Genomic DNA, 24715 nt, shown 5'->3' on the forward strand with positions numbered 1-24715 from the left:
ATGTGGCAGCAAGGATTTGTGTTGGCAATTTTACTCGGCATCGTAGCATGCTTGGTAACAACACGAATTAAACCAAGTTATATCTTCGCCGGAGCAGCATTTATTGCTTTCCTTGGTGGTATGATAGAGCTAGGTGAAGTGGCGACTAATTTCACCAACTCTTCGCTACTCACTTTAGTGCTGCTGATCTTAGCATCAGCAGCACTAGAAAAGACTCGCCTGATTAGCTGGGTAAGCCGCTCACTTTCAACCGGAAGGTTGGGTACTGTTGTAGCCAAACTGGGCGTCTCAACAGCGCTACTTTCATCTTTTACCAATAATACTGCGGTCGTGGTCTCTTTGATTGGCGCCATTAAACGTAACCAGCAGCATGCACCTTCAAAGCTATTGATCCCGCTTTCTTATGCCGCGATCTTAGGTGGCACACTGACTTTGATCGGTACGTCGACCAACTTGATCATTAACAGCTTTGTTGAAGATGCCGGACTACCCAGTCTTGGCTTCTTTGCTCCAACAATGATCGGTTTGTCTGTCTTACTTGGTGGCATGTTGATCTTAATCCCGCTCAGTTATCTGTTGCCCAATTATGAAGATCATAGCCAAGATGAGTTGCCCTATTTTCTTGAGGCGAGAGTCGAACCAGGTTCGCCATTGGTCGGTCGTAGCATTAGTGAGAACAACTTACGCGCCCTACGTAAATTGTTCTTAGCCGAAGTGGTACGAGACGGTGAAACCATGCCTTCTGTTGAACCGGACTTTGTGCTTCAAGCTCGTGACCGATTGCTGTTTTGTGGTGATATTGAAAGTGTTGCTACGCTGCAAGAAATTCAGGGGCTGACCTTATTTGGCCAGCATCACCTCAACGGCCAAGGCTTTGTCGAAGTGGTGGTGAGCTCTTCGGCAAGCTTTTGCAATAAAACGCTTAAATCGAGTCACTTCCGTGATCGTTTTGATGCAGTTGTTGTTGCCATACGTCGCGGGCATGAACGCTTACAGGGCGGGTTAGGGAATATTACGCTCAATGCGGGTGATACCTTGGTCCTTGTTCCGGGTAAACGCTTTGAGCAAGAGCGCCGTGCGCATCGTAAAGAGTTTGTCTTAGTGAATGACTTAGATTCGAGCGCGCGTTTGGATGCCAATAAGTCGGCAATGGTGTTAGTCGGTTTTGCGAGCGTTATTGCCCTTGCGCTGCTTGAGATCGTGCCGCTGATAAAAGGGTTGTCTGTTTTCCTCTTGGCTGCGCTGTTTTTTGGTGTCGTTCAGCTTGGTGAGCTTCGCAGACGTTTTCCCGTTGATATCGTAGTGATTGTTGGTTCAGCGCTCTCCATCGCTCAACTGATGCTGTCGACAGGTTTGTCCGTTAGCTTAGGCCAGATGTTTATTGAAGGCTTCAATGGTTGGGGTGTATTTGGTGCCTTGGTTGCCACTTACTTACTAACCCTGATTTTAACTGAGCTTGTAACCAATAATGCAGCGGCGGCGTTGTCGTTTCCTATCGGCTACAGCATGGCGATTGGCTACGGTGTCGACCCAATGCCATTCATTATGGCAGTGCTTTTTGGCGCTAGCGCGAGCTTTATTTCTCCCTACGGTTATCAGACCAATCTCTTGGTTTACAGTGTAGGCAATTACAAATTAACAGATTACGTTCGAGTGGGAATTCCTCTTTCTATTGTTTACTCCGTATTGGTGTTAACGCTGATTCCACTCTTCTTTCCGTTTTAAAAGGACTGAATTATGACTACGGAAACGCCAACTAAAGATGAAAATGTCGTATGGCATCAACACTCTATTGATAAGGCTTTTCGCTCTCAGTTAAAGAAGCAAAAGCCGGTGGTACTATGGTTTACCGGTCTTTCTGGTGCAGGTAAATCTACCGTAGCGGGAGCGTTAGAGACGCGTCTTGCACAAGCGGGTTTTCATACTTACCTGCTAGATGGAGACAATGTACGTCACGGCCTATGTAGTGATTTGGGCTTTTCAGAGCAAGATCGTCGTGAGAACGTTCGACGCATTGGTGAACTAGCTAAGTTGATGGCTGATGCTGGCTTAATTGTTTTATCAGCGTTTATTTCACCACATCGCGCGGAAAGGCAGTTGGTCAGAGAGATGCTACCTGAGGGAGAGTTCCTTGAAGTCTTCGTCAACACCTCACTCGAAGTTTGCGAGCAGCGTGACCCTAAAGGTTTGTACAAGAAAGCGCGAGCAGGGGAAATTGCAAACTTCACAGGTATTGATTCTGAATATCAAGCGCCGATTAACCCAGAAATAGATTTACGCGCTGGTGAGAAATCGATTGAAGCTCTGGTAGAAGATTGCTTGGCGGCTCTCAAGGAAAGACAAGTTATCGCATAAACTAAAAAACGCTTCCCTAGAGAAGCGTTTTTTATTGATTCACTTGAGTGGTTTACTACTCGAAACAGATCTCAATAAAAGCATTACCCCATTGAGAGGTGAAAGGCATGATGATGATAGAACCTTCACACTTGTGACGGATAGTGTGGCCTTTACCAGAGACAACAACCGGTGTAGCCATATCAAAATCGAAGCCACTTTCTGCAAGAATACGCTTTGCACCACCAGTAACCATATTGGTGATTTCACCCACCATATCCGTTACTTCATCGTTAAGGCCATTCGGGCGCTCACCTAGCATATTCTGCATAATCTCTAATGCGAGGCTTTCATCAAAAGTAATAGACATAGAGCCGCGGCTTTGAGTGCCAACCATCCCTATTAAACCTGATACATCTCCACGTGCGATTTCATCTTTCTTCACACGAGGCTTCTGTGGCTTCAATTCCAGCGAAGCCATCGTTTTTAATACGTTCATCAATGAAGCTAAAAACGGGTTTACAAATTCAGCGCGCATAATCTTCTTCTATATCTTTATTTCGCATTGTCAGCAGAACATGCCTGACAAGTACCGTGTGACTCAATTACGTGATTATTGATGGTAAAACCATGTGCTTCCGCATTGTTCGCAAGTAAGGCTACCAAACTATCATCTTGAAGTTCAATAACGCTCCCGCATTTATCGCAAATCAATAGGTGCGAGAAATGCTTATGTGCATTGCATGAAACACATTGAATGTAGCTATTGGTTGACTCTACCCTATGAATAAAGCCTTGCTCCAACAAAAAATCTAACGCCCGATATACGGTCGGTGGTTTTGCTTGAGGCTCACTTTGCTTCAAATCTTCAAGTAGCTCGTAGGCACTAGAGGCCTTTGGGCTCTCACATATCAATTCAAATACGCGCTTACGCTGAGTTGTAAGGCGTACACCTCGGGCAGAGCATATCTCTTCAACTTGCTTCACTAAATGCAGGTCCAAACTTATCACCATTACCATTGGACATTTTAATAATATACCATTTCTCGCGGTTTATCGTCGCTTACTAGGTAATATCTTATAGCTTTGTCAGTAAGTTACTTATTCATAATGTGAATAATGTCTAACTTGTCTGGAACGCTATAACTTACCTTATCTACATAAAAAACGATACCAATAACAGCATTTTAGCTATTTCTTATCGTTGAGCTGTGTCCAAGATCTGCAATCCACGCTCAAAATCGAATTCTTCGACCACGCGGGAAAGCTCTGATAACTGAGCACTGCTCAAGCCAATCTGCTTGCCTGAGTCAATGTCATTGATGATGGCTACCGCCTCGGTATCGCTTTGTTCAATGGCCGAGTAGAGCTTTTCATATGTCTCTTGGTCATAATTTTTAGTTGTAGCTTGTACCGTTTTCGTTTCTGGTTGTGAGGCGGCAAGAGCTTGCTCTATCCTGTCAATTAATTGCTTAAGTTGCTGGATTAACTCTTTACGTAAAGTGCTGTTATCTAGATCTTGCTCTAGTGAAGCACTTAGCTGGTGGAGTTCACTAGCACCAATATTTCCAGATACCCCTTTGAGAGAGTGAATATTGCGCTTTCTCACCTCTTTGTCTTGATCTGAAAGTGCCAGCAAGACAGCATCAGTGTCTCGATATGTCGTGGCAAAACGCTCAAGAAGCTTTTTGTACAAGTTGCTATTACCGCTAGAGCGAATCAGTCCCGCTTGTGTATCGACGCCTTCAATTTCAGGAATGTCTGAATTGTGCTGCGCAGACTGTGCGACAAACTGTTGAGGATGTTTTGGCGTAATCCATTTGGCCAGAGTGCTAAACATACTTCCGACATCAATAGGTTTAGCAATAATGTCGTTCATTCCTGCTTCTGCGGCTTTGACCTTATCTCGTTCCATCACGTTAGCTGTCATGGCGATAATGGGTATCGAATGGTCACTTAGCTTGGTGCGAATATATTGGGTAGCTTCATAGCCATCCATAATTGGCATTTGGCAATCCATCAGAATGCCATCGAACTCATTGGTCTTATACAGATCGAGAGCAACCTGACCATTCTCCGCCACGGTGACATGCATTTGTTGGCCTTCAAGAAGCTCAATAGCCAACTCTTGGTTGATTTCATTATCCTCAACTAACAGAAGTTGGGCGCCAGCCAGTTGCTGAACATTGGCTAGTTGGTTCTGCTCTTCTGCCTCACTGCGACTTAGACGAGCATGGTCAACGCCGTACAGAGAAACAATGGCATCAAAAAGATGAGACGCTGTTATCGGCTTATCGAGAATACTAGGAACCGTAATGCCTCTTTGTTCAATGATTTCGGTGAGTTCCTCTCGACCGAAGGCGGTCAACATAAGTGGTTTTGGCTGTTGAGATTGAGAAATCTGAGCTTTAACCATCTCAAGTAAATCAATGCCATCTTTGCCAGGCATTTGCCAGTCAGTGATCAGTAGATCATAAGGTTGTTCATTGCTGAGTGCTTGATTGAGCTCAGCGAGTGCGTCATCTGCACTGCTTACGCTGTGAGCGTCAAATCGTAGTGATTCAAGGATATCTTCAACAATAATTCTAGCGCTGGCATTGTCATCGACGACAAGTACTCTCAGTTTTCCTAGCTCGACAGGAACCGCGATCTCTTCTTGTTTCAGGGCGTGACTGACTTTGGAGGCTACAGTAAAGGTAAAGCATGAGCCTTTACCTGCTTCACTTTCTACACGGATATCCCCGCCCATTAACTGGCTAAGTTCTTTACTGATGGCTAACCCTAATCCTGTACCACCATATTTTCGTGTGGTTGAGCTATCAGCTTGAGTGAACTTGCTAAACAACTTAGCGGTTTGTTCGGCTGTCATGCCTATACCACTGTCTTCAACACTAAATTCTAGTACTAGGTCATCACCATTACGTTCGGCAACTCGAATGGATATTTTGATTTCCCCTTTCTCTGTAAACTTGACCGCGTTATTGGCGAGGTTAATTAAGATCTGCCCAAGGCGCAGAGGATCGCCGACTAAGGTAGTGGGCACGTCACGATCAATGTGGATCAGCAGCTCAAGTCCGCGTTCAGAAGCACGTAAACCAACAAGGTTCGAAATATTGTCGAGTACATTTTCTAAATGGAAATCGACGTTTTCAATATCTAGCTTACCCGCTTCAATCTTAGAAAAGTCGAGTATGTCATTGATCAGCCCAAGTAGGGAGTCTGCAGACAGCTTAACTTTATGAATGTAGTTACGCTGAGCTTTAGTTAAATCGGTTTTGAGCGCCAAGTAGCTCATACCTATAATCGCATTCATCGGGGTGCGGATTTCGTGGCTCATATTCGCTAAGAAATCCGACTTAGCGCTGTTCGCTGAATCTGCGTCATCACGCGCAATCGCAAGCTTTTCGGCAAATCGCTCTAAGGCAGAGTGAGATTTATTGGCTAGAAAGCCTAGGAGTAAAAGTGTAACTAGGAAGATTGCACCACCAATGGCTAGATTACGTGCGATACTGCCAGAGTCTTCCACTGTGGCTAGCTGTGCTTCATAGCCAGGTAAGATTAGCTCAATGATGGCTTGATGCTGCTGTTTGAGTGCTTGGATTTGACGGTTTTTCTCACCACGTAAGTCTGTGAGCTGATTGAACAGAGTTAGGTAATCTTGTGTCGCGTCTTGTAGCGTACTGATTTGAATTTGTTCATCCTCAGTGACAACTTGCTCATAGAGGTTTTCTAACAGTTCGATGGCAGCAATAAGGTTGTTCTCAACTTCTGTTTTAAGCTGTAACTGACGCTCAATTTGTTGAGTAATAGCGTAGTCTTTGTCACTTTGCTGTGCATTACTAATCTCAGTGTGTAATACCAATAAGTTGGTGCTGATAGAAAGCTTGTCACTAATAGAGAGCTGAACATTGGTTACGGCTTGCTGGGCGAATTTGAGTCGTTGCTGGAGATGTGAACGTAGCTCGATTGAGACCCGAGTCAGTTCAGTGACCGATCTTTCTATCTGGGAAGATATATTCGCCTGCAGAGGTTTAGACAACTTCGGCCAACTGCGAAGTTGAACTAAGGCTGAGCTGTAACGGTTTTTTGCATTCTTGATTAGAGCAATTGTCTGTTGGCTTTCGCTATCGGTGACGTCGCGCTCAAGTTTATTGATCAGTTGCTCCGCTTTTTTTAGTTCTAGCTGAGCAAGGTTTAGAGATTCTTGTTGATTGGAAACGATGTAGGTTTTCTGCTCTGCTTGAGAGTTAGCTATCAGACTGACCAACCAATGAGCTTGAATCGCGAGGTCAGATTCTCGGTCGACTTTATCTCTAAGTTCATCAATCGACACGATACTCGACTCGATGAACTGTTCGTGTTCAAGCTGAATTTCTTGCACTAAGCTCTCGACGTAGTCTCCGGTCTCAGACAATTCCGTCCGTGTTTGAGCGGACTTTTCACTCAGCTCCACATAGGTTTCAAACTGCTGATGATATTGAGCGAGTGAGCTTTGAATCTGCGAGTCAGCCCCATTGCTTACAGCATCACTGGCAATTAATTGTGCTTTACTGACCGCCTGCGACAGTTGGTTTTGCAGTTGGGCATCTGGCTGGCGAATATAGCTTTGCTCGATAACTTTAATACCATCAAGGGTTGAGAGCAGCTGAGCGTTATTGGCATATTGATCAACGGTGTTAAAGCGTTGAGTTAGGCTTAACCATCCGATAATGCCTGCAATGAGTAACATCACCGACGCGATAATAAAGCCAATAAGAATACGTTTGGAATCGAGAGCGTAGTTTTTTACAGAGTCCATTCAAGCCTCAGTGGTTGATTAGAATTCATCTTTAAAAGATTCTTTAACTTTCAAAATCTCATCGAGTTGTTGGAGAAAGATTGGGACCAGCGTTGGATCAAAATGTGAGCCCGCTTCTTCTTCGAGTAAAGCCGTTGCTTTTTCAATCGGCCATGCCTGTTTGTAAGGACGTTCACTGGTTAAGGCATCGAAGACATCCGCAATGGCAACAATTCTCGCGCTAAGCGGAATATCCTCCCCCTTTAATCCATGAGGATAGCCACTGCCATCCCACTTTTCGTGGTGATAAAGCGCGATCTCTTGTGCCATCTGCATTAATCGTGTGTCGCTGTCTGCAATGATATCTGCACCGATTTTTACGTGGGTTTGCATCACTGCCCACTCTTCAGCATCCAGTTTGCCCGGTTTGCGCAGCACTGCGTCAGGGATACCTATCTTACCAATGTCATGCATAGGGGAGGCTTGGAACACCAACTCAACCCATCGCTCACTCACATCTAACTGCTGAGCAAGGATTCTCGAGTAGTGACTCATGCGAATAACGTGCATGCCTGTTTCGTTATCTTTATATTCCGCCGCTCGACCAAGGCGCTGAATGACCTCAAGACGAGTTTTTTCCAGTAGAGCAGTCCGTTCTTTCACTTTGTTGGCTAATGAGAGGTTTTGGTCATACAGAGAAATATGCGTTTTGACCCTAGCTTGAACGATAGGCGGGCTAACGGGTTTGGTAATATAGTCGACAGCTCCCATCTCGAAGCCTTTTTGCTCATCAACCACTTCCGCTTTAGCGGTAACGAAAATAACTGGAATTTCAGCGGTGACTGGATTGGATTTAAGTTTCTCACATACCTCGTAACCGTCCATTTCCGGCATCATAATATCGAGCAGGATGAGGTGTGGGTAAGGTTTGGTACTCGCAATTTGTAAGGCCTTTGCGCCGCTCGTTGCCGCTTTTATACGGTAGTCATCAGAAAGAATGCCTGACAAAGTATGGATGTTGTCGGGGATATCATCGACAACCAGAATTACAGGTTTTTCATGCTGTTCAATTGGCATTGCGGTAAATCCTTTACTGCAGAATCATTGACTTATTAATCCATAGAATAGTTATTTATTATAAATATTGGCACTCAATAATTCAGTGGTCGTATAACTCATCCTAGATAACGTGACCTACGTTTGAATAATCGTTATTTGTTACCGACGGTATTTAACCTGAATCTTTTCCCACAGCGGTGTATAATCGCGCGATTATTTTTGATGCCGCGTTGGAAATAGGGACGTTATTTGAAAGCGGTACTGACTGTTTAGAGGTAGCTTCGTGTCGAACACTGAAACGAAACAACAATTTCCAATGCGCCCATGCTCGATTGGACTCACTTTTAAGCTATACCTAAACTCGCAAGCCCTCCATACGTACTATATACGTACTTTTTAATACTCCCACGCTTAATACCATATTAATACTCGCTCTGATTTTCGTTAGTGACTGTGAGGTTTCTGATAGTCAAATTGCAAGTTGTCACATTTATTGGCTGATCGTCACGGTTTGATGGATGACAGAGTTGATCTCTAACGGTATAACCAGCACAAGATTTTATGCAACTAGAATGGTATCAGTGATGGCGAGTATTGGCGTTTGTGAAATAAGAAACATGCAGCTCAGTAAAAGAAGTAAAAGAGATGTAGCGGATATAAAATCCATCATGGAGTCCGGTAATCTTTTGTCAGGAGTCTTAGCAGCGACGCCGTTTTACTTTATTTTTGGGACGCCAAGTGTGACCAAAAGTCCATTTGAAACGATGATTACTATCCGGGAAAATGACTGGGATACCTTTGGTAAGGCCATGCTAGGGTCGTCTTCATTTACTCGAAGTGCAATTTTAAAAATCGCTATGGAGCGCCAAATCTTTACTAATGGGGAAGAGCAAAAATTTTGGGGGTGTGTCGTTGAACTATCGAAGTAAAGTCTTAATCGCTATCACGTTATTGTCTGGTTGCGCTTCTAGCCAAGCCAGTATCGAGCAACTGGAAAAACAATGGTTAGATCGTATCGATTTCTGCGTGGATTTAGCCCGCAGTAATGAAGTACCTTTTCCTGACTCTGCATGGTTTGAATCGTTATCGCTTGAAGATCAAAAGAATGTGGCAGGCTATCTAGCGAACTACAACGATAGGCAGTGTTCTAAAGCCGAAACTGACGCTTTACTGGAAGCTATCGATGAGGAAAATGCAAAAGAGGTGTATGAAAGACACGCTGTCGATCTAATACCACTTGAAGAGCAGGCCGCTGAAAGAATGAAAAATATTGATATGGTCAAACTGATGGACTTGCAGAAGCGCTTTAGTGAACCATTTAGTCTTCGATATGTTATTGAAGAGCAAGGCTGGTATCCCCAATAATAGCTAGAGTGACATAAACCTACTATATAGAAAAACCACCAGATGGTGGTTTTTTCGTAAATAAAGGAAGCATTTGAGCTATGTTCTTTAAAGCAGAGTTATAAGAGAAGGCCTTTTCGTTTTGCTTTTCTACTGATGGCGAAAATCTTACCTCTAGGGTTTGTTATAATTATATATGTATGTTTATTGTTCGATTTGAACGCTTTTATTTGTTTCGAAGTCAACTCATAGCTAACTGGTTCAAAGCAGTTCAAAACTCCTCGTTTTCCAGTCACTAGCGTTTTATGTGGAAGTTTTCCCTTTTTGCCAAAAAAATGACGTTCTGTAATGTTGTTTTGAATGTAAGGTCAAGGAACCAAATTTCGTAAAATTGTTCATTCTGCATACCTTCATTGCAGAGCTCCAGTTCCCATTTTTCCTGTCCATTGAGCTTCTTTATTTTGATCTGATACGTCACGTATCGCCTTAGCTCACTTAGTTTCATTCCGACGTTGTAGGTTAAGGCAATACTTGCGATGAGCAACATGACAAATGGAAATAGATGAGGAATTGACGAGAAAATAGAAGAAGAACGTTTTTCCTCTTTGTCTGTAACTTCTTTTAACAAACACCTTATCTCTCTTAGCTCTTTCGTTGTGGGGGCGGCTATGTTCTCCATACTCGTATAGTGGCAGTCTGAGTTCCAAGAGAGCATTGCATTCCATTTTGTATCTGATTGCTGATCGAGGTGTAAAATATAAAACATCCCCCCAACCAATAGCATTGAATAGAATGTTGTGACCATACCTCTAACAAAAGATTCTACTCTTGGAGAGTAATTGAACTCCCTAGATACTCGTCTGACATACAACGACCACTTATATAAGTATTTTTAAATTCAACAACTACTTCAAATCCTTTTTCCTGACCAAACGACTTCCCTTATTATCTGGAAGTCCTTGTATTCTATACCTTTATTTTTTATGCGCCAAGGTTGGTACGTTGGGCTGTCACTTGTGACTTGTATTATTCTGCAAGGAATTGCAACCGCTTAACCAACAGCGCGCCTTCAAACCGAAATACATAGATTCCATCCGAGGCAAAATCATCGATTTTGTTGACCATTACTATGCTTTGGTTCTTGAGCGTGGGCTCTATACTGTCGCCACGGACTGACAACAGGAAAACATTCTCTGGGTTGTAACCGAGATCTTTACGGATGTATTTCTCACTAAAAAGTAAAGAATTGGAAAGGTCTTCATTCTAGACTAGAGAGCCTGAGCCTGCGCTTACTTCCACATCTTAAAGTTTGATGAAAACATAACCACGAGGTGTAACGCTCCCGTGCTGAGCAACTTGTTGTGCTTTTAGGAAAATATCATCAGGAATTTTTTCTCTATAACGCCACGTTTGGATTGTTGAAGTCGAAACTCTTAACACTTTAGCCAAATCGACGTCCCTGGATGAAGTCTCGATTCGAGAGCGTGGTTTGAAAGATGAGTTCATTATGCTGGTGGTGTTCATCCCACTCATTTTGTCTTTCATTCCTGACTATGCCGGTTACGTCCAGGATGGATTCAAAGCGCTCGAGTTCGTACCGGAATACTACTGGTACATCGTTGGGGCAGTAGTCATTGATACCTTTGGGTTTCGCTCTATGGTGCGTTATTTACTGGAGTTCTTTTCATTCAGATATAGGGGGAAATGATGGGTTTAGTAGAAGCTCTGGTCATTTCTCTAGTCACAGGTCTGGTCTCAAGTGCTGGCACTATTGCCGCGCTCAAAACAGACATCAATTGGATTAAGAAAGTCCAACAAGACCAGGAACAACGGATCCGAAAACTGGAGGATAGTCATGGCTAAGAAAGGCTTGAAAAGGAATGGACGTTTAAAAAAGGGTTATCGCTTTGTGAAAGGAGGGCGAGTTGTAAGATCTAAGAAGCGTAGATAGGTCATCTACGCTTCTTAGTGGCGCTTGTAGAAATTGGTGGAGCTCACAGGTAGTAAAGCAGCATAGCATCACTAGCCCAAACTTACGGTTACTAGTTCCGTGTCGCTAAAGGTCTTATGTAGTCCCCTGCAAAGCCCCGCTGGTGCTGCACCTACTACCTGTTCGCTTACCCACTTCACTACCATTGTTGCCGCGAATGTTCCCATAAGTCCTCCGAGATAAGGTAAAAAGTGGAGTTCAAGGGTTGTGACAACGGCCAAAGTAACCGCTTGCATCAGACTGATGCGTGATTCTGTATTTAACTAGTATCATATTTGTATTTTGTTTTTTAGTAAATAGGTATAACTACTTTTTATGGTTTGTTTTCGCTGGCTGTTCTAGTGATTTTGTAGAGTTATCGTCAACATTGTCACCATTCGTTTGGTTGTTGACACCAACTATATTTGCTGAAGAGACGGTAACTACAAGTATCACGAGAAAGACTATAGTTATGTCATTGAACATAAGCGCTTTTTTTCAAGCGTACAAAAATCGAGTGACAAAATTTATTTGAATAAATACCACTACATTTTTGTTTAAGTAACTTTAACAATGAAAGGAGTGGAAGTGGTTGGGAAAAGGTTACGAGTGGGTGTGATTATTAGCGGTAGATAAAGAGTAAAAAGCCTGCGTAAAGGCAGGCTTATAGAGGTTAAAGATATTTTTTTACCCAACTTTCGCTTTTGGGGTAAGTTCGCTCAAAAGCTGAATACAGCTCTACTTCTATTCTGTCAGAGGCATTAAGAGCGATAGAGTAGCTTTTGATATTGTCGATTTCTGAGGTAGTAAACGCCATTCTAAGCTCAACTAGCTTATCTTCCGGAATAGAGATTCCACGAGTTTGTAGCTGCGCGAGCTTAGTTTTTAGTAATTGATACTTTGCGTGAAACTTAATATCGAAACCTTGGCGCTTGATTAGCTTATCTTTGGAGCTAATCGGGTCGTAAGAGCTAGAGCTTCGTTCATAGAGGCTGTTCTCAGCCATTTCTCGAAACTCTGAGATCAATGTTATTGTCGGCCCTAACAAAGAAAACGATTCACTACGAAGAGAAGTCTTTTCGGCTCTTTTTTCAAGCTTATTCCAACCTAGCCACGCAATGCTAAATGAGACCCCAGCACCTATAATTATTGAACTAACAGCCATTAAGCTTCTTCTTCAACTACAGCTTCGTTTATATATTTATTGATTTCCCTTTTGTACACTTCATCCTCACAAGTGATGATGAGTACTTCTAACAGTCTTTCTTTTGAGATATAGCCTTTCTTAACCATTCCTCCGAAGCTCTCAGACAGGAAGGAAGAACCAATTCCTACAATGATCCCATCTAAGTTTACATCGATTTTATCCCCTGCTTTGAGACGCTCAATAGCAGGTTTTAGAATGTTATCTCTAAATCGTTGACCAGTGAATTCACCATCCTCTGGTGATGTTCTGCCAAATGGAAATTCAGAAAAGTCTTTGGCTAAGTCAATTTGGTACATCATTGGACTCCTCCTTATGTATGCAGATTTGCCACTCTACAAGGGTGCCGTCAAATGGTAGGCGACTCTCTAACGCTTGAGAGTTCTGACCTTCTGCTTTTATATATATAGCATTATTAGAACCAATAAACATCAAGGAATTGTTTCTAATAATTGTAGCTTCTTCCATATTTTTGGTTCCTTTACCGCGATCAACTTCATCGGTTCGGGTTACGCCATACTTCATTGCCCTAGTAATGTGTTGTACTGGTGTTTCATTATTTTGGTTTGGTAAAGATTTGAGCATTCCGCAACCCAAATCAAAGATGATGTACACTAGAGTCTCGTCGCCATTGGCTTTTTTTTGTAGCCAACAAGCTTGCCACCACCTGCGCCCAATACCTCCTAAAGGCTCTAATTGATCACTATAGGCATGGTTAATTACATTGAGCATTGCTTCATTGACACCTTTAGTAAACACTCGAGTGTCAGGCTTACTTAGAACAACACCACTTTTAAATAGTAGCTTCATGATGGAGGCCATAGCCTTATTGGGCTCACTAACTGTTTGGAAAGTGTGGTCATTATCAAATAGCGAAGCGTACTTTCTGTAATGCAGAGTGATTGCTTCTTCCCAAGACGTGTCACTAAACTCTTTGGGGAGCTCTATAGTTATGACATCATCTTCTTCCAGAGCCATTCTTGCTCGGCTTACTTCAGCAAAAAGCATAACTAGGGCGGCAGCTGAGATATTAGGGCATGCCGTGAGATCTAAATGCACTTTTACGTTGTGTTTAAACAGAGCTGAACTAATGTTGCTGAGAAAGTTAAGAGTAAAGTCTCTTTGTTTGTAGTAAACGCAGAGCTCTTCCGATACCGTGAAGTGCATACGGCGTTTCTGACTAAAAAACTTAATTTTGAGTCTGCTGTCTAGTCTTTCAAGATACTCGGTAAATCTATCGTCCAATCTAAAGCGAAGCCTCAATTAAGAAGTTGTTTGTATATAGGACTATGAAGTATTGCTAATGTTCATACAATACAAAGAGTTAAAATAATTGATCGTATATGCATATATTTTAAGTTTAACCAAAAGGTGTTAATTGTACGAAGAATGTAGGTTGGCGGGATAAAGTTGAGTATATACTTGCCACAGTATATTAAGGTTCCTATGCCCAGTGACTAGTGCCACTTCTTCAATAGAGTACCCTTTTTCAAATAGTCGGCTAGCTCCTTCTCGCCTTAAATCGTGGTACCGAAGATCTTGTATACCCAGTTCATTTCGAACCCTTTGAAAACCAGCTGTAACACTTCTAGGATTGTACGGAAAAATGCGTTCCCTTCCCTGGGATTGCTTCATGACGATATCGAACGAACCTCCTAGCAGCGGAACTAGCATATGATTACCAGATTTTTTACGGGGGTCTTTTCTATCTCTAACTACTACCGTTTTGTTTGTCTTGTCTAAGTCCTCCCAGCGGATTGAGCAAACTTCACCAATTCTCATACAGGTTAGGATGCTGAACTCTAGAATGTCAGTGAAAGGAATACGAGTCTTGCCATTTGGACGAAAGCTTTCTCTCTTTAAAAGACCATTTCTAAGCTTATCCAATTCTTGAGAAGTTGGGCGTCGGGTTCGCTTCTGGCTTTTTCCAATTAATCCCATATCAGAGAGAACAGGAACCGCCTCTTCGAAAATTTGATAGTTAGCTGTGATATTAAAGACGGGCTTAGCTTTTTTCATGACAGAGCGCAGATAGGCGATGTCGTGATAGATGGTTGCGCCGCCTGCTCCAGCAGCCCTACGATTCTTACAGTGAGTAATTAGATCACTGGTTCGAAGTCGATTGCTCTCGATATTGGATATGTCGCAATCTCTAAGAAGTTGGATAACATACTTCTTTGTACGACCTGTTTTATCCCATAAATCAGGCTCTTCCATAAATCTGTCGAGTAGTACGTATATTGGTACGGATTTTTGGCTAAATGTTTCAGGGTCTTCAAGCTCCTGGACGCGTTTGTATCCGTAGCTTCGGGCGAGTTCTTTTTTCCTGAATGTTTTTGATTCTCTGTGTATAATCGCCGAATTATTTTTTACGATGATGTCCACTGTGAAGCGAGTTTCTCCGCTTTTTAGTGTGCGTTTTTTAATGCTGAATGACGCCATCTGTCCTACTCCTTGATACGTACTATATCCGTACTGAATGAGTAAACTAAGGGCAATTCTAGCAGATTGCTGTATATTTATACAGTATATAGATTTCGAGTAACACCTTATGAAACCTGACAATACTAGTAAATACTCGGCTAACCGCTTTTCCATTGCGCCCATGCTCGATTGGACGGATCGCCATTGTCGATACTTCCATCGCCTGCTGACAAGTGAAACACTGCTCTACACCGAGATGGTGACAACTGGTGCAATCATTCACGGTAAAGGTGACTTCTTAGCTTATAACCAGCAAGAGCATTCAGTGGCGCTTCAGCTTGGTGGTTCGAACCCTCAGGATTTGGCTACGTGTGCTAAGTTAGCGGCGGAGCGTGGTTATGATGAGATTAACCTTAACGTCGGTTGTCCTTCAGACCGAGTTCAAAACGGTCGTTTTGGTGCGTGCTTAATGGCAGAGCCGGAGCTGGTGGCTGAATGTGTTTCTGCAATGCGTGATGTAGTTGATGTCCCAGTTACGGTGAAAACTCGCATCGGTATCGATGACCAAGACTCTTATGAGTTTCTAACTGACTTTGTATCAATTGTCTCTGAGAAGGGCGGTTGTGAGCAGTTCACGATTCATGCGCGCAAAGCTTGGCTATCTGGTTTGAGTCCAAAAGAGAACCGCGAGATCCCACCACTTGATTATCCGCGTGCTTATCAGCTCAAGAAAGACTTCTCGCACCTGACAATTGCGATTAATGGTGGCGTTAAGACACTGGAAGAGAGCAAGGAGCACCTTCAGCACCTTGATGGTGTTATGGTTGGGCGCGAAGCGTATCAAAACCCATATATCTTAGCTAACGTTGATCAAGAGATCTTTGGTTTGGATAAGCCAGTGAAGAAACGCAGCCAAGTGGTTGAAGAGATGTACCCATACATTGAGCAGCAGCTATCTCAAGGTGCGTATCTTGGTCATATTACTCGTCATATGTTAGGTCTATTCCAAAATATGCCTGGTGCTCGTCAGTGGCGTCGTTACATCAGTGAAAACGCGCACAAACCAGGTTCGGGTATTGAAGTGGTTGAAGCTGCACTGGCAAAAATTCCTAAAGAGTTGGATGTGTAAAAAATACCTAGTTACTTGGTTAATTTTACCTCATCGAAGATTTTTAAAGAGCACTCAAATAGAGTGCTCTTTTTTATTTGTTATTTATCAATGCTTTATGTTTGGGTGTGAGTTTGGCACGTATCCTGATAGATAGTCTAGGTCAACTAAGGAGAATCGTATGTTTGAACTGATCTTTATCATGGTATTTGCTGCTACATTGCTAGTCACTGGTGTGACTATGGTGACAGTGCTTGCGGGTGTAGCGTTTTCTTTGGTAGTCATGGTACTGCTTGGCATGGTAGGAGCAGTCCTTAAGTTGTTGCCTTGGCTCATTGTTATTGCAATCGGTATTTGGTTCTTTAAATCCTATGTGGCTCAGCCTAGATAAATAGATTGAAAGACAAATACTTGATGGCTAGTCGTACAAATATGCATTAGTATTTGACGCATACCATACTTGTCTAGCTAAGGCAGCACAGCGAGGTGCTGCCTATTGCGATTAACTGGAGAGTCAAATTTATGGGTTTAAAAACCGCAATTGCGTTGGCAGCTGTTGTTTCTACGTCTGCATTGGCAGAATCGTCTCTAACCACTAAGTTTGGCGCCGAAATGTGGTTTCCCAAGACTGAAGTAAATGAAGTCAACCGAGAAAGCGATACCACACCGAGCTTCTATGCTGCGATAGAACATGATGTTAAATATGTCCCAGATGCACGCGTTCGCTATTCTACGGTCGATGCCGACTATATGGCATTCAACAAATTAGATCTGACTTTGTATTACCGTATTCTGGAGCATGACTTAATGCATTTTGATGCGGGTATGACCTTCAGTGATTTGAGTAATACTAAGTACGTCAACGCGGATACTAATGACGTAAAGAACTTTGATGAGATGATTTGGGCTTGGTACGGCTATGCAGAAATTACGGTGCCGAATACCAATCTTGATGTGATTGGTGAAATGAACTTTGGCAATAATAGCGGGATTAAGAGTACTGACTTGATAGCTGGGATGCAGTATCGACTGCCGCTTGGGAGCAGTACTTTGGCATTGCGCGGTGGTTACCGAGTCATAGACCTTGAAGCTGAAGAGATCTTTAAGCCTGCTGAAGGCTCAAATCTAGGTAAACCATTTATTTTCGCTAATGGCTTTTTTGCTGGAGCAGAGTTCTCGTTCTAACGAAGCTTTAATATTGATTTTTTTTAAAACGCCGTCTTCTAAGACGGCGTTTTTTTATATCTATTGATTATATTTACATAATTCATTTAGCACTTTCTTGTCGATTGACCATGCTTAAAGAGGAATAGTGTTTTTAGCCAGAGAAAGGAATCTCATGACTATCAATGAACTTAGACATCTTTATCGAGAGCAGCAATTGGTTGAAGCCATCATCGAGCCATCGGCTCAGGAAGGCAGTTGGATCGTTGAGTTTCGTCATGCCCGTGGAGGCTTTGTTCTTTTAACCGACTCTCATGGTGAAGAATGTCACTATATGAACTTAGACCTCGCGTCGAAGTCAGCAATGGCGGTAGGTTTCAAACAAGTCAGAGTCGAAGCCAAGTAGGTGAGTTAGTTCAATTCTTCTCCTTTCTTTAATTCGAAAAGTTATAAAACATTCACTTCTATTCTTTCTTGTTATTAAAGAGAGTGGTTAATCTATCATCACGCAATGAATAGGGATGTCGAGACCATGTCTTTGAACAAGAACGTGTCCTCTCAAGGAAACACACCACAAGAATTACCATCAATCGCTGCTCCTCTTAATGATCAACAGCTTAGCTCGCTACAACAGACGGTTACCGATCTGTCGGCGCAGCAGTTAGCTTGGGTGAGCGGTTATTTCTGGGGATTAGCTCAAGCTCAACCGGCGGCAGCTTCTGCTCCAATTAATCAAGCGGCAGCTGCTGTTGCGGCTAAACCTGCTGGAAAACTGTCAATTATCTTCGCATCACAAACGGGTAATGCTAAAGGCGTTGCTGAAGCGTTAGAGCAAGAAGCAAAAGCACAGGGCATTGCCGTTGAGCTGTTTGATGCCAGTGACTACAAAGGTAAAAACCTTGCCAAAGAAACGCACGTAATTTTCGTGGCATCAACCAATGGTGAAGGTGAAGCACCAGACAATGCTATCGAGTTGCATGAGTTCTTACAGTCGAAGAAAGCACCGAAATTGCCAAATCTGCAATATGGCGTGATTGGCTTAGGTGACTCAAGCTACGAGTTTTTCTGTCAGACAGGTAAAGACTTTGATGCATTTTTGTCTAAGTTAGGTGCCACTTCATTTATCGATCGTGTTGATCTCGATGTTGACTATGAAGCGCCGGCCGCTGAGTGGCGTGCTTCAGCGTTAGAGAAAGTTAAAGAGGCGCTATCGTCTGGTGCAGAAGCGGAAGTGGTGCAACTCCCAGTAGGCCAAGCGGCACCAGGGCACTCTCCATACAACAAACAAAATCCTTATACAGCGACATTGCTGACGAGCCAAAAAGTAACAGGTCGCGATTCAGGTAAAGATGTTCGCCATGTAGAGATCGATCTCGAAGAATCAGGTTTAACTTACCAACCGGGTGATGCGCTAGGTGTATGGTTTGAAAACAGCAGCGATCTCGCTAATGCCATTTTAGCTAAAGTAGGCCTATCTGGTGTAGAAAGCGTTGAAGTTGATGGCGAGAGCCTATCGATTCATAGCGCTTTGGTCAGCAAGTTCGAGATTACAGCGGCTAACCCTCAACTAGTAACTAAGTTTGCAGAGTTGTCTGACAGTAAAAAACTACAAAAGCTGGTGGAAGACAAAGACAAGTTACGTGAATACGCTGGGAATACTCAGGTTGTTGATGTACTTGCTGAGAAAAAGGCTAAGTTATCTGCACAAGAGTTGGTTGGTTTATTGCGTCGTTTAACTCCGCGTCTTTACTCTATCGCATCAAGCCAAAGTGAAGTGGATGAAGAAGTTCATCTAACGGTAGGCTTAGTTGAATACGACAAAGGGGATGAAAAGCGTTACGGAGGGGCATCGAGCTTCTTATCACAGCGCTTGGAAGAAGGCGGCGAAGTGAAAGTCTTTGTTGAGAACAACAATAACTTCAAACTACCTCAAGATGACAACACCCCAGTTATCATGATTGGCCCGGGTACAGGTATCGCGCCATTCCGCAGCTTTATTCAAGAACGTGATAATCGAGATGCAGAAGGTAAAAACTGGTTGTTCTTCGGTGATCGTACCTTTACTCAAGATTTCCTCTACCAAGTGGAGTGGCAGAAGTACCTTAAATCTGGATTACTCAATCGCCTTGATGTGGCATTCAGCCGTGATCAAGCAGAGAAAGTCTATGTCCAACACCGAATTCTAGAAAATGCCGAGCAAGTATGGCAGTGGATCCAAGAAGGCGCTTACATCTATGTTTGTGGCGATGCAACACGCATGGCGAAAGATGTGCATGAAGCCTTGATTCATGTTGCTGAGCAACAAGGCAAGCTATCACGCGATGATGCGGAAGAATTTATTAACGAACTACGTAAAGCGAAACGTTATCAAAGGGATGTGTACTAATGACTTTTTCTACTGAGAATAATAAGCAGGTTGTATTAGGCGAAGACTTAGGAAAGCTTTCTGATAACGAGCGTCTAAAAACGCAAAGTAACTTCTTACGCGGTACGATCGAGCAAGACCTACAAGACAGAATTACGGGTGGTTTTACTGCTGACAACTTTCAGCTGATTCGTTTCCACGGCATGTATCAGCAAGATGACCGTGACATTCGTAACGAACGTGCAAAGCAAAAACTTGAGCCGCTACATAATGTCATGCTGCGTGCTCGCATGCCGGGTGGCATTATCAAACCGGATCAGTGGTTAGCGATTGATAAGTTCGCAACGGAGCACTCTCTTTACGGCAGTATTCGCCTGACGACTCGTCAAACCTTTCAGTTTCACGGAGTTCTTAAGCCGAACATTAAGTTGATGCACCAAACCCTAAACAGTATTGGTATTGATTCGATTGCAACTGCGGGTGACGTGAACCGTAACGTTTTGTGTACCACTAACCCAATTGAGTCAGAGCTGCATCAAGAAGCCTATGAATGGGCGAAGAAAATCAGTGAGCATTTGCTACCTAAGACTAAGGCATACGCAGAAATCTGGCTAGATGGCGAGAAAGTAGAGACAACAGAAGGTGATGAGCCAATCCTAGGTAAGACTTATCTTCCTCGTAAGTTTAAAACGACGGTAGTGATTCCGCCGCAAAATGATGTTGATGTTCACGCCAACGATCTTAACTTTGTGGCGATTGGTGAGAACGGTAAGCTGGTGGGCTTTAATGTTCTTGTCGGTGGTGGCTTGGCAATGACCCACGGTGATACTTCTACTTATGCCCGTCGTGCCGATGATTTTGGATTTGTTCCACTAGAGAAAACGCTTGATGTTGCAGCGGCAGTGGTTACCACTCAGCGAGACTGGGGTAACCGCTCGAACCGTAAGAATGCCAAAACCAAGTACACCTTAGATCGCGTCGGAATCGATGTGTTCAAAGCAGAAGTAGAAAAGCGCGCAGGCGTTGAGTTTGCTGAAAGTCGACCTTATGAATTTACTGACCGCGGCGATCGTATCGGTTGGGTTGAAGGTATCGATGGTAAACATCACTTAGCACTGTTTATCGAGAACGGACGCTTACTAGATTTTCCAGGTAAACCTCTTAAGACAGGGGTTGCCGAAATTGCCAAGATCCATAAAGGTGATTTCCGCATGACGGCTAACCAAAACTTAATCGTTGCGGGCGTCTCGAAAAGTCAAAAAGCCAAGATCGAAAAGATCGCACGTGAACACGGTTTGATTGATGATAGCGTGAGTGAACAGCGTAAGAGTTCGATGGCATGTGTCGCTTTCCCGACTTGCCCACTTGCTATGGCTGAAGCTGAGCGCTTCTTACCTCAGTTTGTAACAGACGTAGAAGGCATACTTGAGAAACACGGTTTGCCAGAAGAAGAAAATATCATCTTACGTGTGACTGGTTGTCCGAATGGCTGTGGTCGTGCAATGTTGGCTGAAATCGGCTTAGTCGGTAAAGCTCCAGGGCGCTATAACCTCCACCTAGGTGGTAACCGAGCGGGTACACGCATTCCAAAGATGTACAAAGAGAACATTACCGATAAGCAGATTCTTGAAGAAATCGATCAGCTTGTTGGTCGTTGGGCGCAAGAGCGTGAAACGGGTGAAGGGTTTGGTGATTTTGCAATTCGTGCTGGAATCATCCAAGAGGTAAAAGTATCGAAGAGGGACTTACATGCTTGATTCTGTCGCTTCTAAACCTCAGTTAGCGAAACTTCTCTCATTAACTAAGACGGAACAAATACTCCAGCTTGGTCAAATTAATGCAGAGTTAGAGCAGCTAACTGCGCAGCAAAGAGTTGCTTGGGCGCTTGAAAACCTTGAAGGTCAGTTCGCTGTTTCCTCTAGTTTCGGTATTCAGGCTGCTGTTATGTTGCACCTTGTTACTGAGCAAAAGCCTGATATCCCCGTTATCTTGACTGATACTGGTTATCTGTTTCCAGAAACCTACCGCTTTATTGATCAGCTAAGTGAGCAGTTGACGCTAAACCTTAAGGTCTATCGTGCAAAAGAAAGTGCTAACTGGCAGGAAGCGCGTTATGGAAAATTATGGGAACAAGGTATAGAGGGAATAGAGAAATACAACAAACTAAATAAAGTCGAACCGATGAGGCGAGCTTTAGATGAGCTTGAGGTAGGGACTTGGTTCTCAGGTTTACGTCGTGAGCAATCTAAATCACGAGCAAGCTTACCTATCTTATCGATTCAAAATGGTGTGTTTAAGTTCTTGCCTGTGATCGATTGGACAAATAAAGATGTTCATTATTACCTAGAGCAAAACGGACTTTCTTATCATCCCCTAAGAGATGAAGGTTATCTATCTGTTGGTGATACCCATACAAGCAAGAAGTGGGAGCCAGGTATGAGTGAAGAAGAAACTCGTTTCTTTGGATTGAAGCGTGAATGTGGTCTTCACGAAGACGATAGTGAGCAAGATGGTTCGGGGATTTAGTTTTTCCCTCTATATATAGATAAAAAGGTCGCGAGAGCGGCCTTTCTTCTTGCGTGAAAAACAGCGAATGTGGATAACTCTGTGAATATTTTGTTGGCTTGATTTGGGTAAAGTTGGATAAATAAGGCTTTGGGCGAAAGTTAGCCTGTTAAACGTTATTTTTGCAATTTTTTCAAAATAACGCTTGCCAATGTGAGCGCGATCTCTATAATGCCTCCTCGTCGACAGGGCAAGGGCTCACAAGGGTTCAAGCGAAATCGACAGGTTAACTAGCCAAGCGGAAACGCTTAAGAAAAAAGTTTAAAAAAGTGGTTGACACTAAAACTTAAAACGCTAGAATGGCCGCCTCTTCCGAAGTGATGCGAATCACAAAGAAGAGAAGCTCTTTAAAAATATAGACCTATCAATCTGTGTGGGCACTCGTTGATGATAATCCAAATAGATACTTCGGTATCAATTTAGGTTTCAATGAAACGAAGTGACCATTGAATCTTCGGATTCAGCACAGTCAATTCAAACATTACTTATGTAATGTTCAGTATTCATTGAGCCGAACAAAATCTTAAATTGAAGAGTTTGATCATGGCTCAGATTGAACGCTGGCGGCAGGCCTAACACATGCAAGTCGAGCGGAAACGAGTTAACTGAACCTTCGGGGAACGTTAACGGCGTCGAGCGGCGGACGGGTGAGTAATGCCTGGGAAATTGCCCTGATGTGGGGGATAACCATTGGAAACGATGGCTAATACCGCATAATAGCTTCGGCTCAAAGAGGGGGACCTTCGGGCCTCTCGCGTCAGGATATGCCCAGGTGGGATTAGCTAGTTGGTGAGGTAAGGGCTCACCAAGGCGACGATCCCTAGCTGGTCTGAGAGGATGATCAGCCACACTGGAACTGAGACACGGTCCAGACTCCTACGGGAGGCAGCAGTGGGGAATATTGCACAATGGGCGCAAGCCTGATGCAGCCATGCCGCGTGTATGAAGAAGGCCTTCGGGTTGTAAAGTACTTTCAGCAGTGAGGAAGGTGGTAGTGTTAATAGCACTATCATTTGACGTTAGCTGCAGAAGAAGCACCGGCTAACTCCGTGCCAGCAGCCGCGGTAATACGGAGGGTGCGAGCGTTAATCGGAATTACTGGGCGTAAAGCGCATGCAGGTGGTTTGTTAAGTCAGATGTGAAAGCCCGGGGCTCAACCTCGGAATTGCATTTGAAACTGGCAGGCTAGAGTACTGTAGAGGGGGGTAGAATTTCAGGTGTAGCGGTGAAATGCGTAGAGATCTGAAGGAATACCGGTGGCGAAGGCGGCCCCCTGGACAGATACTGACACTCAGATGCGAAAGCGTGGGGAGCAAACAGGATTAGATACCCTGGTAGTCCACGCCGTAAACGATGTCTACTTGGAGGTTGTGGCCTTGAGCCGTGGCTTTCGGAGCTAACGCGTTAAGTAGACCGCCTGGGGAGTACGGTCGCAAGATTAAAACTCAAATGAATTGACGGGGGCCCGCACAAGCGGTGGAGCATGTGGTTTAATTCGATGCAACGCGAAGAACCTTACCTACTCTTGACATCCAGAGAACTTTCCAGAGATGGATTGGTGCCTTCGGGAACTCTGAGACAGGTGCTGCATGGCTGTCGTCAGCTCGTGTTGTGAAATGTTGGGTTAAGTCCCGCAACGAGCGCAACCCTTATCCTTGTTTGCCAGCGAGTAATGTCGGGAACTCCAGGGAGACTGCCGGTGATAAACCGGAGGAAGGTGGGGACGACGTCAAGTCATCATGGCCCTTACGAGTAGGGCTACACACGTGCTACAATGGCGCATACAGAGGGCGGCCAACTTGCGAAAGTGAGCGAATCCCAAAAAGTGCGTCGTAGTCCGGATCGGAGTCTGCAACTCGACTCCGTGAAGTCGGAATCGCTAGTAATCGTGGATCAGAATGCCACGGTGAATACGTTCCCGGGCCTTGTACACACCGCCCGTCACACCATGGGAGTGGGCTGCAAAAGAAGTGGGTAGTTTAACCTTCGGGGGGACGCTCACCACTTTGTGGTTCATGACTGGGGTGAAGTCGTAACAAGGTAGCCCTAGGGGAACCTGGGGCTGGATCACCTCCTTATACGATGATTACTCACGATGAGTGTCCACACAGATTGATATGTCTTATTAAGAGCCCTTATTAGTGTCCCGTTCGTCTAGAGGCCTAGGACACCGCCCTTTCACGGCGGTAACAGGGGTTCGACTCCCCTACGGGATACCATCTTTAAGCGTACTTAGTTAAGTACTTTTAAAAATGGTTACCTCATTGAGGTGATTTGCTCTTTAACAATTTGGAAAGCTGACGAATAACAACAATCCCCATCTCTATGAGATGCGTTGTTATTCAATTAAAAGTTCTCAAATCCTAAAACTATGTTTTAGGTACCAACACACATTCAAGTGT

General features: G+C 43.8%; 22 protein-coding genes, 1 tRNA gene, 1 rRNA gene and 1 pseudogene. 15 read left to right on the forward strand and 10 right to left on the reverse strand.

The window, feature by feature from the left end; all coding sequences use genetic code 11:
- Complete coding sequence (locus IX91_RS01330) at nt 1–1725, forward strand: SLC13 family permease (protein WP_004748300.1); 1725 nt, start codon at nt 1–3, stop codon at nt 1723–1725.
- Nucleotides 1726–1737: 12 nt separating this feature from the next.
- Nucleotides 1738–2355, forward strand: coding sequence for an adenylyl-sulfate kinase (gene cysC / locus IX91_RS01335; protein ID WP_004748298.1), 618 nt, complete (start codon nt 1738–1740; stop codon nt 2353–2355).
- Between the two features lie 55 nt (nt 2356–2410).
- On the opposite strand, the gene IX91_RS01340 is transcribed toward cysC, so the two are convergent.
- The 4 genes from IX91_RS01340 to IX91_RS01355 all read right to left on the reverse strand — a co-directional run bounded on the left by IX91_RS01340 (nt 2411) and on the right by IX91_RS01355 (nt 8188).
- Entirely contained in the window at nt 2411–2872 is a 462-nt protein-coding gene (locus IX91_RS01340; RefSeq protein WP_004748296.1) for a chemotaxis protein CheX, read from the reverse strand.
- Nucleotides 2873–2889: 17 nt separating this feature from the next.
- Nucleotides 2890–3354, reverse strand: coding sequence for a zinc uptake transcriptional repressor Zur (gene zur, locus IX91_RS01345; RefSeq protein WP_038197529.1), 465 nt, complete (start codon nt 3352–3354; stop codon nt 2890–2892).
- A gap of 178 nt (nt 3355–3532) precedes the next feature.
- A complete protein-coding gene (locus tag IX91_RS01350) occupies nt 3533–7132 on the reverse strand; it encodes a response regulator (protein ID WP_004748293.1) in 3600 nt (1199 codons plus the stop codon).
- Nucleotides 7133–7150: 18 nt separating this feature from the next.
- A complete protein-coding gene (locus tag IX91_RS01355; protein ID WP_004748291.1) occupies nt 7151–8188 on the reverse strand; it encodes a response regulator in 1038 nt (345 codons plus the stop codon).
- Between the two features lie 500 nt (nt 8189–8688).
- Here IX91_RS01355 and IX91_RS01360 point away from each other — a divergent pair, with 500 nt between their 5' ends.
- Both IX91_RS01360 and IX91_RS01365 read left to right on the forward strand, forming a co-directional pair.
- Nucleotides 8689–9099, forward strand: a complete 411-nt coding sequence (locus IX91_RS01360; protein ID WP_236642832.1) for a hypothetical protein — start codon at nt 8689–8691, stop codon at nt 9097–9099.
- Nucleotides 9077–9535: a hypothetical protein gene (locus IX91_RS01365; RefSeq protein WP_236642834.1), complete on the forward strand. Its 459-nt coding sequence runs from the start codon at nt 9077–9079 to the stop codon at nt 9533–9535. Before IX91_RS01360 ends, IX91_RS01365 begins: the two co-directional genes overlap by 23 nt.
- A 274-nt stretch (nt 9536–9809) precedes the next feature.
- Here the strand turns inward: IX91_RS01365 and IX91_RS01370 are convergent, their stop codons facing one another.
- Both IX91_RS01370 and IX91_RS26980 read right to left on the reverse strand, forming a co-directional pair.
- Nucleotides 9810–10319 (reverse strand): hypothetical protein, encoded by a 510-nt coding sequence (locus IX91_RS01370; RefSeq protein ID WP_236642835.1) that lies wholly within the window; start codon nt 10317–10319, stop codon nt 9810–9812.
- A gap of 221 nt (nt 10320–10540) precedes the next feature.
- Nucleotides 10541–10693 (reverse strand): S24 family peptidase, encoded by a 153-nt coding sequence (locus IX91_RS26980; protein ID WP_330216909.1) that lies wholly within the window; start codon nt 10691–10693, stop codon nt 10541–10543.
- A 268-nt stretch (nt 10694–10961) separates the two neighbouring features.
- On the opposite strand from IX91_RS26980, the pseudogene IX91_RS26785 reads away from it, so the two are divergent.
- Both IX91_RS26785 and IX91_RS26565 read left to right on the forward strand, forming a co-directional pair.
- A pseudogene (locus IX91_RS26785) lies at nt 10962–11222 on the forward strand (hypothetical protein); the annotation flags it as partial.
- Entirely contained in the window at nt 11219–11377 is a 159-nt protein-coding gene (locus IX91_RS26565; RefSeq protein ID WP_154662705.1) for a hypothetical protein, read from the forward strand. The pseudogene IX91_RS26785 and the gene IX91_RS26565, both read left to right, overlap by 4 nt.
- 779 nt (nt 11378–12156) lie before the next feature.
- Here the strand turns inward: IX91_RS26565 and IX91_RS01390 are convergent.
- The 4 genes from IX91_RS01390 to IX91_RS01405 all read right to left on the reverse strand — a co-directional run bounded on the left by IX91_RS01390 (nt 12157) and on the right by IX91_RS01405 (nt 15129).
- Nucleotides 12157–12648, reverse strand: a complete 492-nt coding sequence (locus IX91_RS01390) for a hypothetical protein (protein ID WP_004748279.1) — start codon at nt 12646–12648, stop codon at nt 12157–12159.
- On the reverse strand, nt 12648–12989 hold the full coding sequence (locus IX91_RS01395) for an STAS-like domain-containing protein (RefSeq protein ID WP_004748277.1): 342 nt from the start codon (nt 12987–12989) through the stop codon (nt 12648–12650). Before IX91_RS01395 ends, IX91_RS01390 begins: the two co-directional genes overlap by 1 nt.
- Nucleotides 12973–13665, reverse strand: coding sequence for a hypothetical protein (locus IX91_RS01400; RefSeq protein ID WP_236642837.1), 693 nt, complete (start codon nt 13663–13665; stop codon nt 12973–12975). The genes IX91_RS01395 and IX91_RS01400 overlap by 17 nt, the downstream gene beginning before the upstream one ends.
- 396 nt (nt 13666–14061) lie before the next feature.
- The gene (locus IX91_RS01405; protein ID WP_004749437.1) at nt 14062–15129 is read right to left on the reverse strand and encodes a site-specific integrase; all 1068 of its coding nucleotides are present in this window, start codon (nt 15127–15129) and stop codon (nt 14062–14064) included.
- 109 nt (nt 15130–15238) lie between these two features.
- Between IX91_RS01405 and dusA the strand changes: the two genes are divergently transcribed.
- The 9 genes from dusA to IX91_RS01450 all read left to right on the forward strand — a co-directional run bounded on the left by dusA (nt 15239) and on the right by IX91_RS01450 (nt 24532).
- Nucleotides 15239–16240: a tRNA dihydrouridine(20/20a) synthase DusA gene (gene dusA, locus IX91_RS01410; RefSeq protein ID WP_004743377.1), complete on the forward strand. Its 1002-nt coding sequence runs from the start codon at nt 15239–15241 to the stop codon at nt 16238–16240.
- A gap of 160 nt (nt 16241–16400) precedes the next feature.
- Nucleotides 16401–16610, forward strand: coding sequence for an envelope stress response protein PspG (gene pspG, locus IX91_RS01415; protein WP_004743376.1), 210 nt, complete (start codon nt 16401–16403; stop codon nt 16608–16610).
- A gap of 131 nt (nt 16611–16741) precedes the next feature.
- On the forward strand, nt 16742–17404 hold the full coding sequence (locus IX91_RS01420; RefSeq protein ID WP_004749436.1) for a TIGR04219 family outer membrane beta-barrel protein: 663 nt from the start codon (nt 16742–16744) through the stop codon (nt 17402–17404).
- Nucleotides 17405–17558: 154 nt separating this feature from the next.
- Nucleotides 17559–17789 carry a hypothetical protein gene (locus IX91_RS01425; protein WP_004743374.1) on the forward strand — a complete coding sequence of 77 codons (231 nt, stop codon included), beginning with the start codon at nt 17559–17561 and terminating at the stop codon, nt 17787–17789.
- Nucleotides 17790–17915: 126 nt separating this feature from the next.
- Nucleotides 17916–19769, forward strand: coding sequence for an assimilatory sulfite reductase (NADPH) flavoprotein subunit (locus IX91_RS01430; protein WP_004743373.1), 1854 nt, complete (start codon nt 17916–17918; stop codon nt 19767–19769).
- Entirely contained in the window at nt 19769–21505 is a 1737-nt protein-coding gene (gene cysI, locus IX91_RS01435; RefSeq protein ID WP_004743372.1) for an assimilatory sulfite reductase (NADPH) hemoprotein subunit, read from the forward strand. The genes IX91_RS01430 and cysI overlap by 1 nt, the downstream gene beginning before the upstream one ends.
- Nucleotides 21498–22274, forward strand: coding sequence for a phosphoadenylyl-sulfate reductase (locus IX91_RS01440; RefSeq protein ID WP_004743371.1), 777 nt, complete (start codon nt 21498–21500; stop codon nt 22272–22274). The genes cysI and IX91_RS01440 overlap by 8 nt, the downstream gene beginning before the upstream one ends.
- A 564-nt stretch (nt 22275–22838) precedes the next feature.
- Nucleotides 22839–24391 (forward strand): 16S ribosomal RNA (locus tag IX91_RS01445).
- Nucleotides 24392–24456: 65 nt separating this feature from the next.
- Nucleotides 24457–24532: transfer RNA gene (locus tag IX91_RS01450), tRNA-Glu, on the forward strand.
- Nucleotides 24533–24715: the final 183 nt, after the last annotated feature.

Source organism: Vibrio tubiashii ATCC 19109 (genome assembly GCF_000772105.1).
Classification (GTDB): domain Bacteria; phylum Pseudomonadota; class Gammaproteobacteria; order Enterobacterales; family Vibrionaceae; genus Vibrio; species Vibrio tubiashii.

Excerpts from the sequence above, each read along its gene's own strand:
- IX91_RS26565 (WP_154662705.1), top strand. The coding sequence starts at position 11,219 with ATGATGGGTTTAGTAGAAGCTCTGGTCATTTCTCTAGTCACAGGTCTG.
- IX91_RS01430 (WP_004743373.1), top strand. The coding sequence starts at position 17,916 with ATGTCTTTGAACAAGAACGTGTCCTCTCAAGGAAACACACCACAAGAA.
- IX91_RS01340 (WP_004748296.1), bottom strand. The coding sequence starts at position 2,872 with ATGCGCGCTGAATTTGTAAACCCGTTTTTAGCTTCATTGATGAACGTA.
- IX91_RS01350 (WP_004748293.1), bottom strand. The coding sequence starts at position 7,132 with ATGGACTCTGTAAAAAACTACGCTCTCGATTCCAAACGTATTCTTATT.
- IX91_RS01395 (WP_004748277.1), bottom strand. The coding sequence starts at position 12,989 with ATGATGTACCAAATTGACTTAGCCAAAGACTTTTCTGAATTTCCATTT.
- IX91_RS01440 (WP_004743371.1), top strand. The coding sequence starts at position 21,498 with ATGCTTGATTCTGTCGCTTCTAAACCTCAGTTAGCGAAACTTCTCTCA.
- IX91_RS01370 (WP_236642835.1), bottom strand. The coding sequence starts at position 10,319 with ATGGTCACAACATTCTATTCAATGCTATTGGTTGGGGGGATGTTTTAT.
- cysC (WP_004748298.1), top strand. The coding sequence starts at position 1,738 with ATGACTACGGAAACGCCAACTAAAGATGAAAATGTCGTATGGCATCAA.
- IX91_RS01390 (WP_004748279.1), bottom strand. The coding sequence starts at position 12,648 with ATGGCTGTTAGTTCAATAATTATAGGTGCTGGGGTCTCATTTAGCATT.
- IX91_RS01355 (WP_004748291.1), bottom strand. The coding sequence starts at position 8,188 with ATGCCAATTGAACAGCATGAAAAACCTGTAATTCTGGTTGTCGATGAT.
- IX91_RS01405 (WP_004749437.1), bottom strand. The coding sequence starts at position 15,129 with ATGGCGTCATTCAGCATTAAAAAACGCACACTAAAAAGCGGAGAAACT.
- IX91_RS01425 (WP_004743374.1), top strand. The coding sequence starts at position 17,559 with ATGACTATCAATGAACTTAGACATCTTTATCGAGAGCAGCAATTGGTT.
- pspG (WP_004743376.1), top strand. The coding sequence starts at position 16,401 with ATGTTTGAACTGATCTTTATCATGGTATTTGCTGCTACATTGCTAGTC.
- IX91_RS01360 (WP_236642832.1), top strand. The coding sequence starts at position 8,689 with ATGACAGAGTTGATCTCTAACGGTATAACCAGCACAAGATTTTATGCA.
- dusA (WP_004743377.1), top strand. The coding sequence starts at position 15,239 with ATGAAACCTGACAATACTAGTAAATACTCGGCTAACCGCTTTTCCATT.
- cysI (WP_004743372.1), top strand. The coding sequence starts at position 19,769 with ATGACTTTTTCTACTGAGAATAATAAGCAGGTTGTATTAGGCGAAGAC.
- IX91_RS01420 (WP_004749436.1), top strand. The coding sequence starts at position 16,742 with ATGGGTTTAAAAACCGCAATTGCGTTGGCAGCTGTTGTTTCTACGTCT.
- IX91_RS01330 (WP_004748300.1), top strand. The coding sequence starts at position 1 with ATGTGGCAGCAAGGATTTGTGTTGGCAATTTTACTCGGCATCGTAGCA.
- IX91_RS01400 (WP_236642837.1), bottom strand. The coding sequence starts at position 13,665 with ATGGCTCTGGAAGAAGATGATGTCATAACTATAGAGCTCCCCAAAGAG.
- zur (WP_038197529.1), bottom strand. The coding sequence starts at position 3,354 with ATGGTAATGGTGATAAGTTTGGACCTGCATTTAGTGAAGCAAGTTGAA.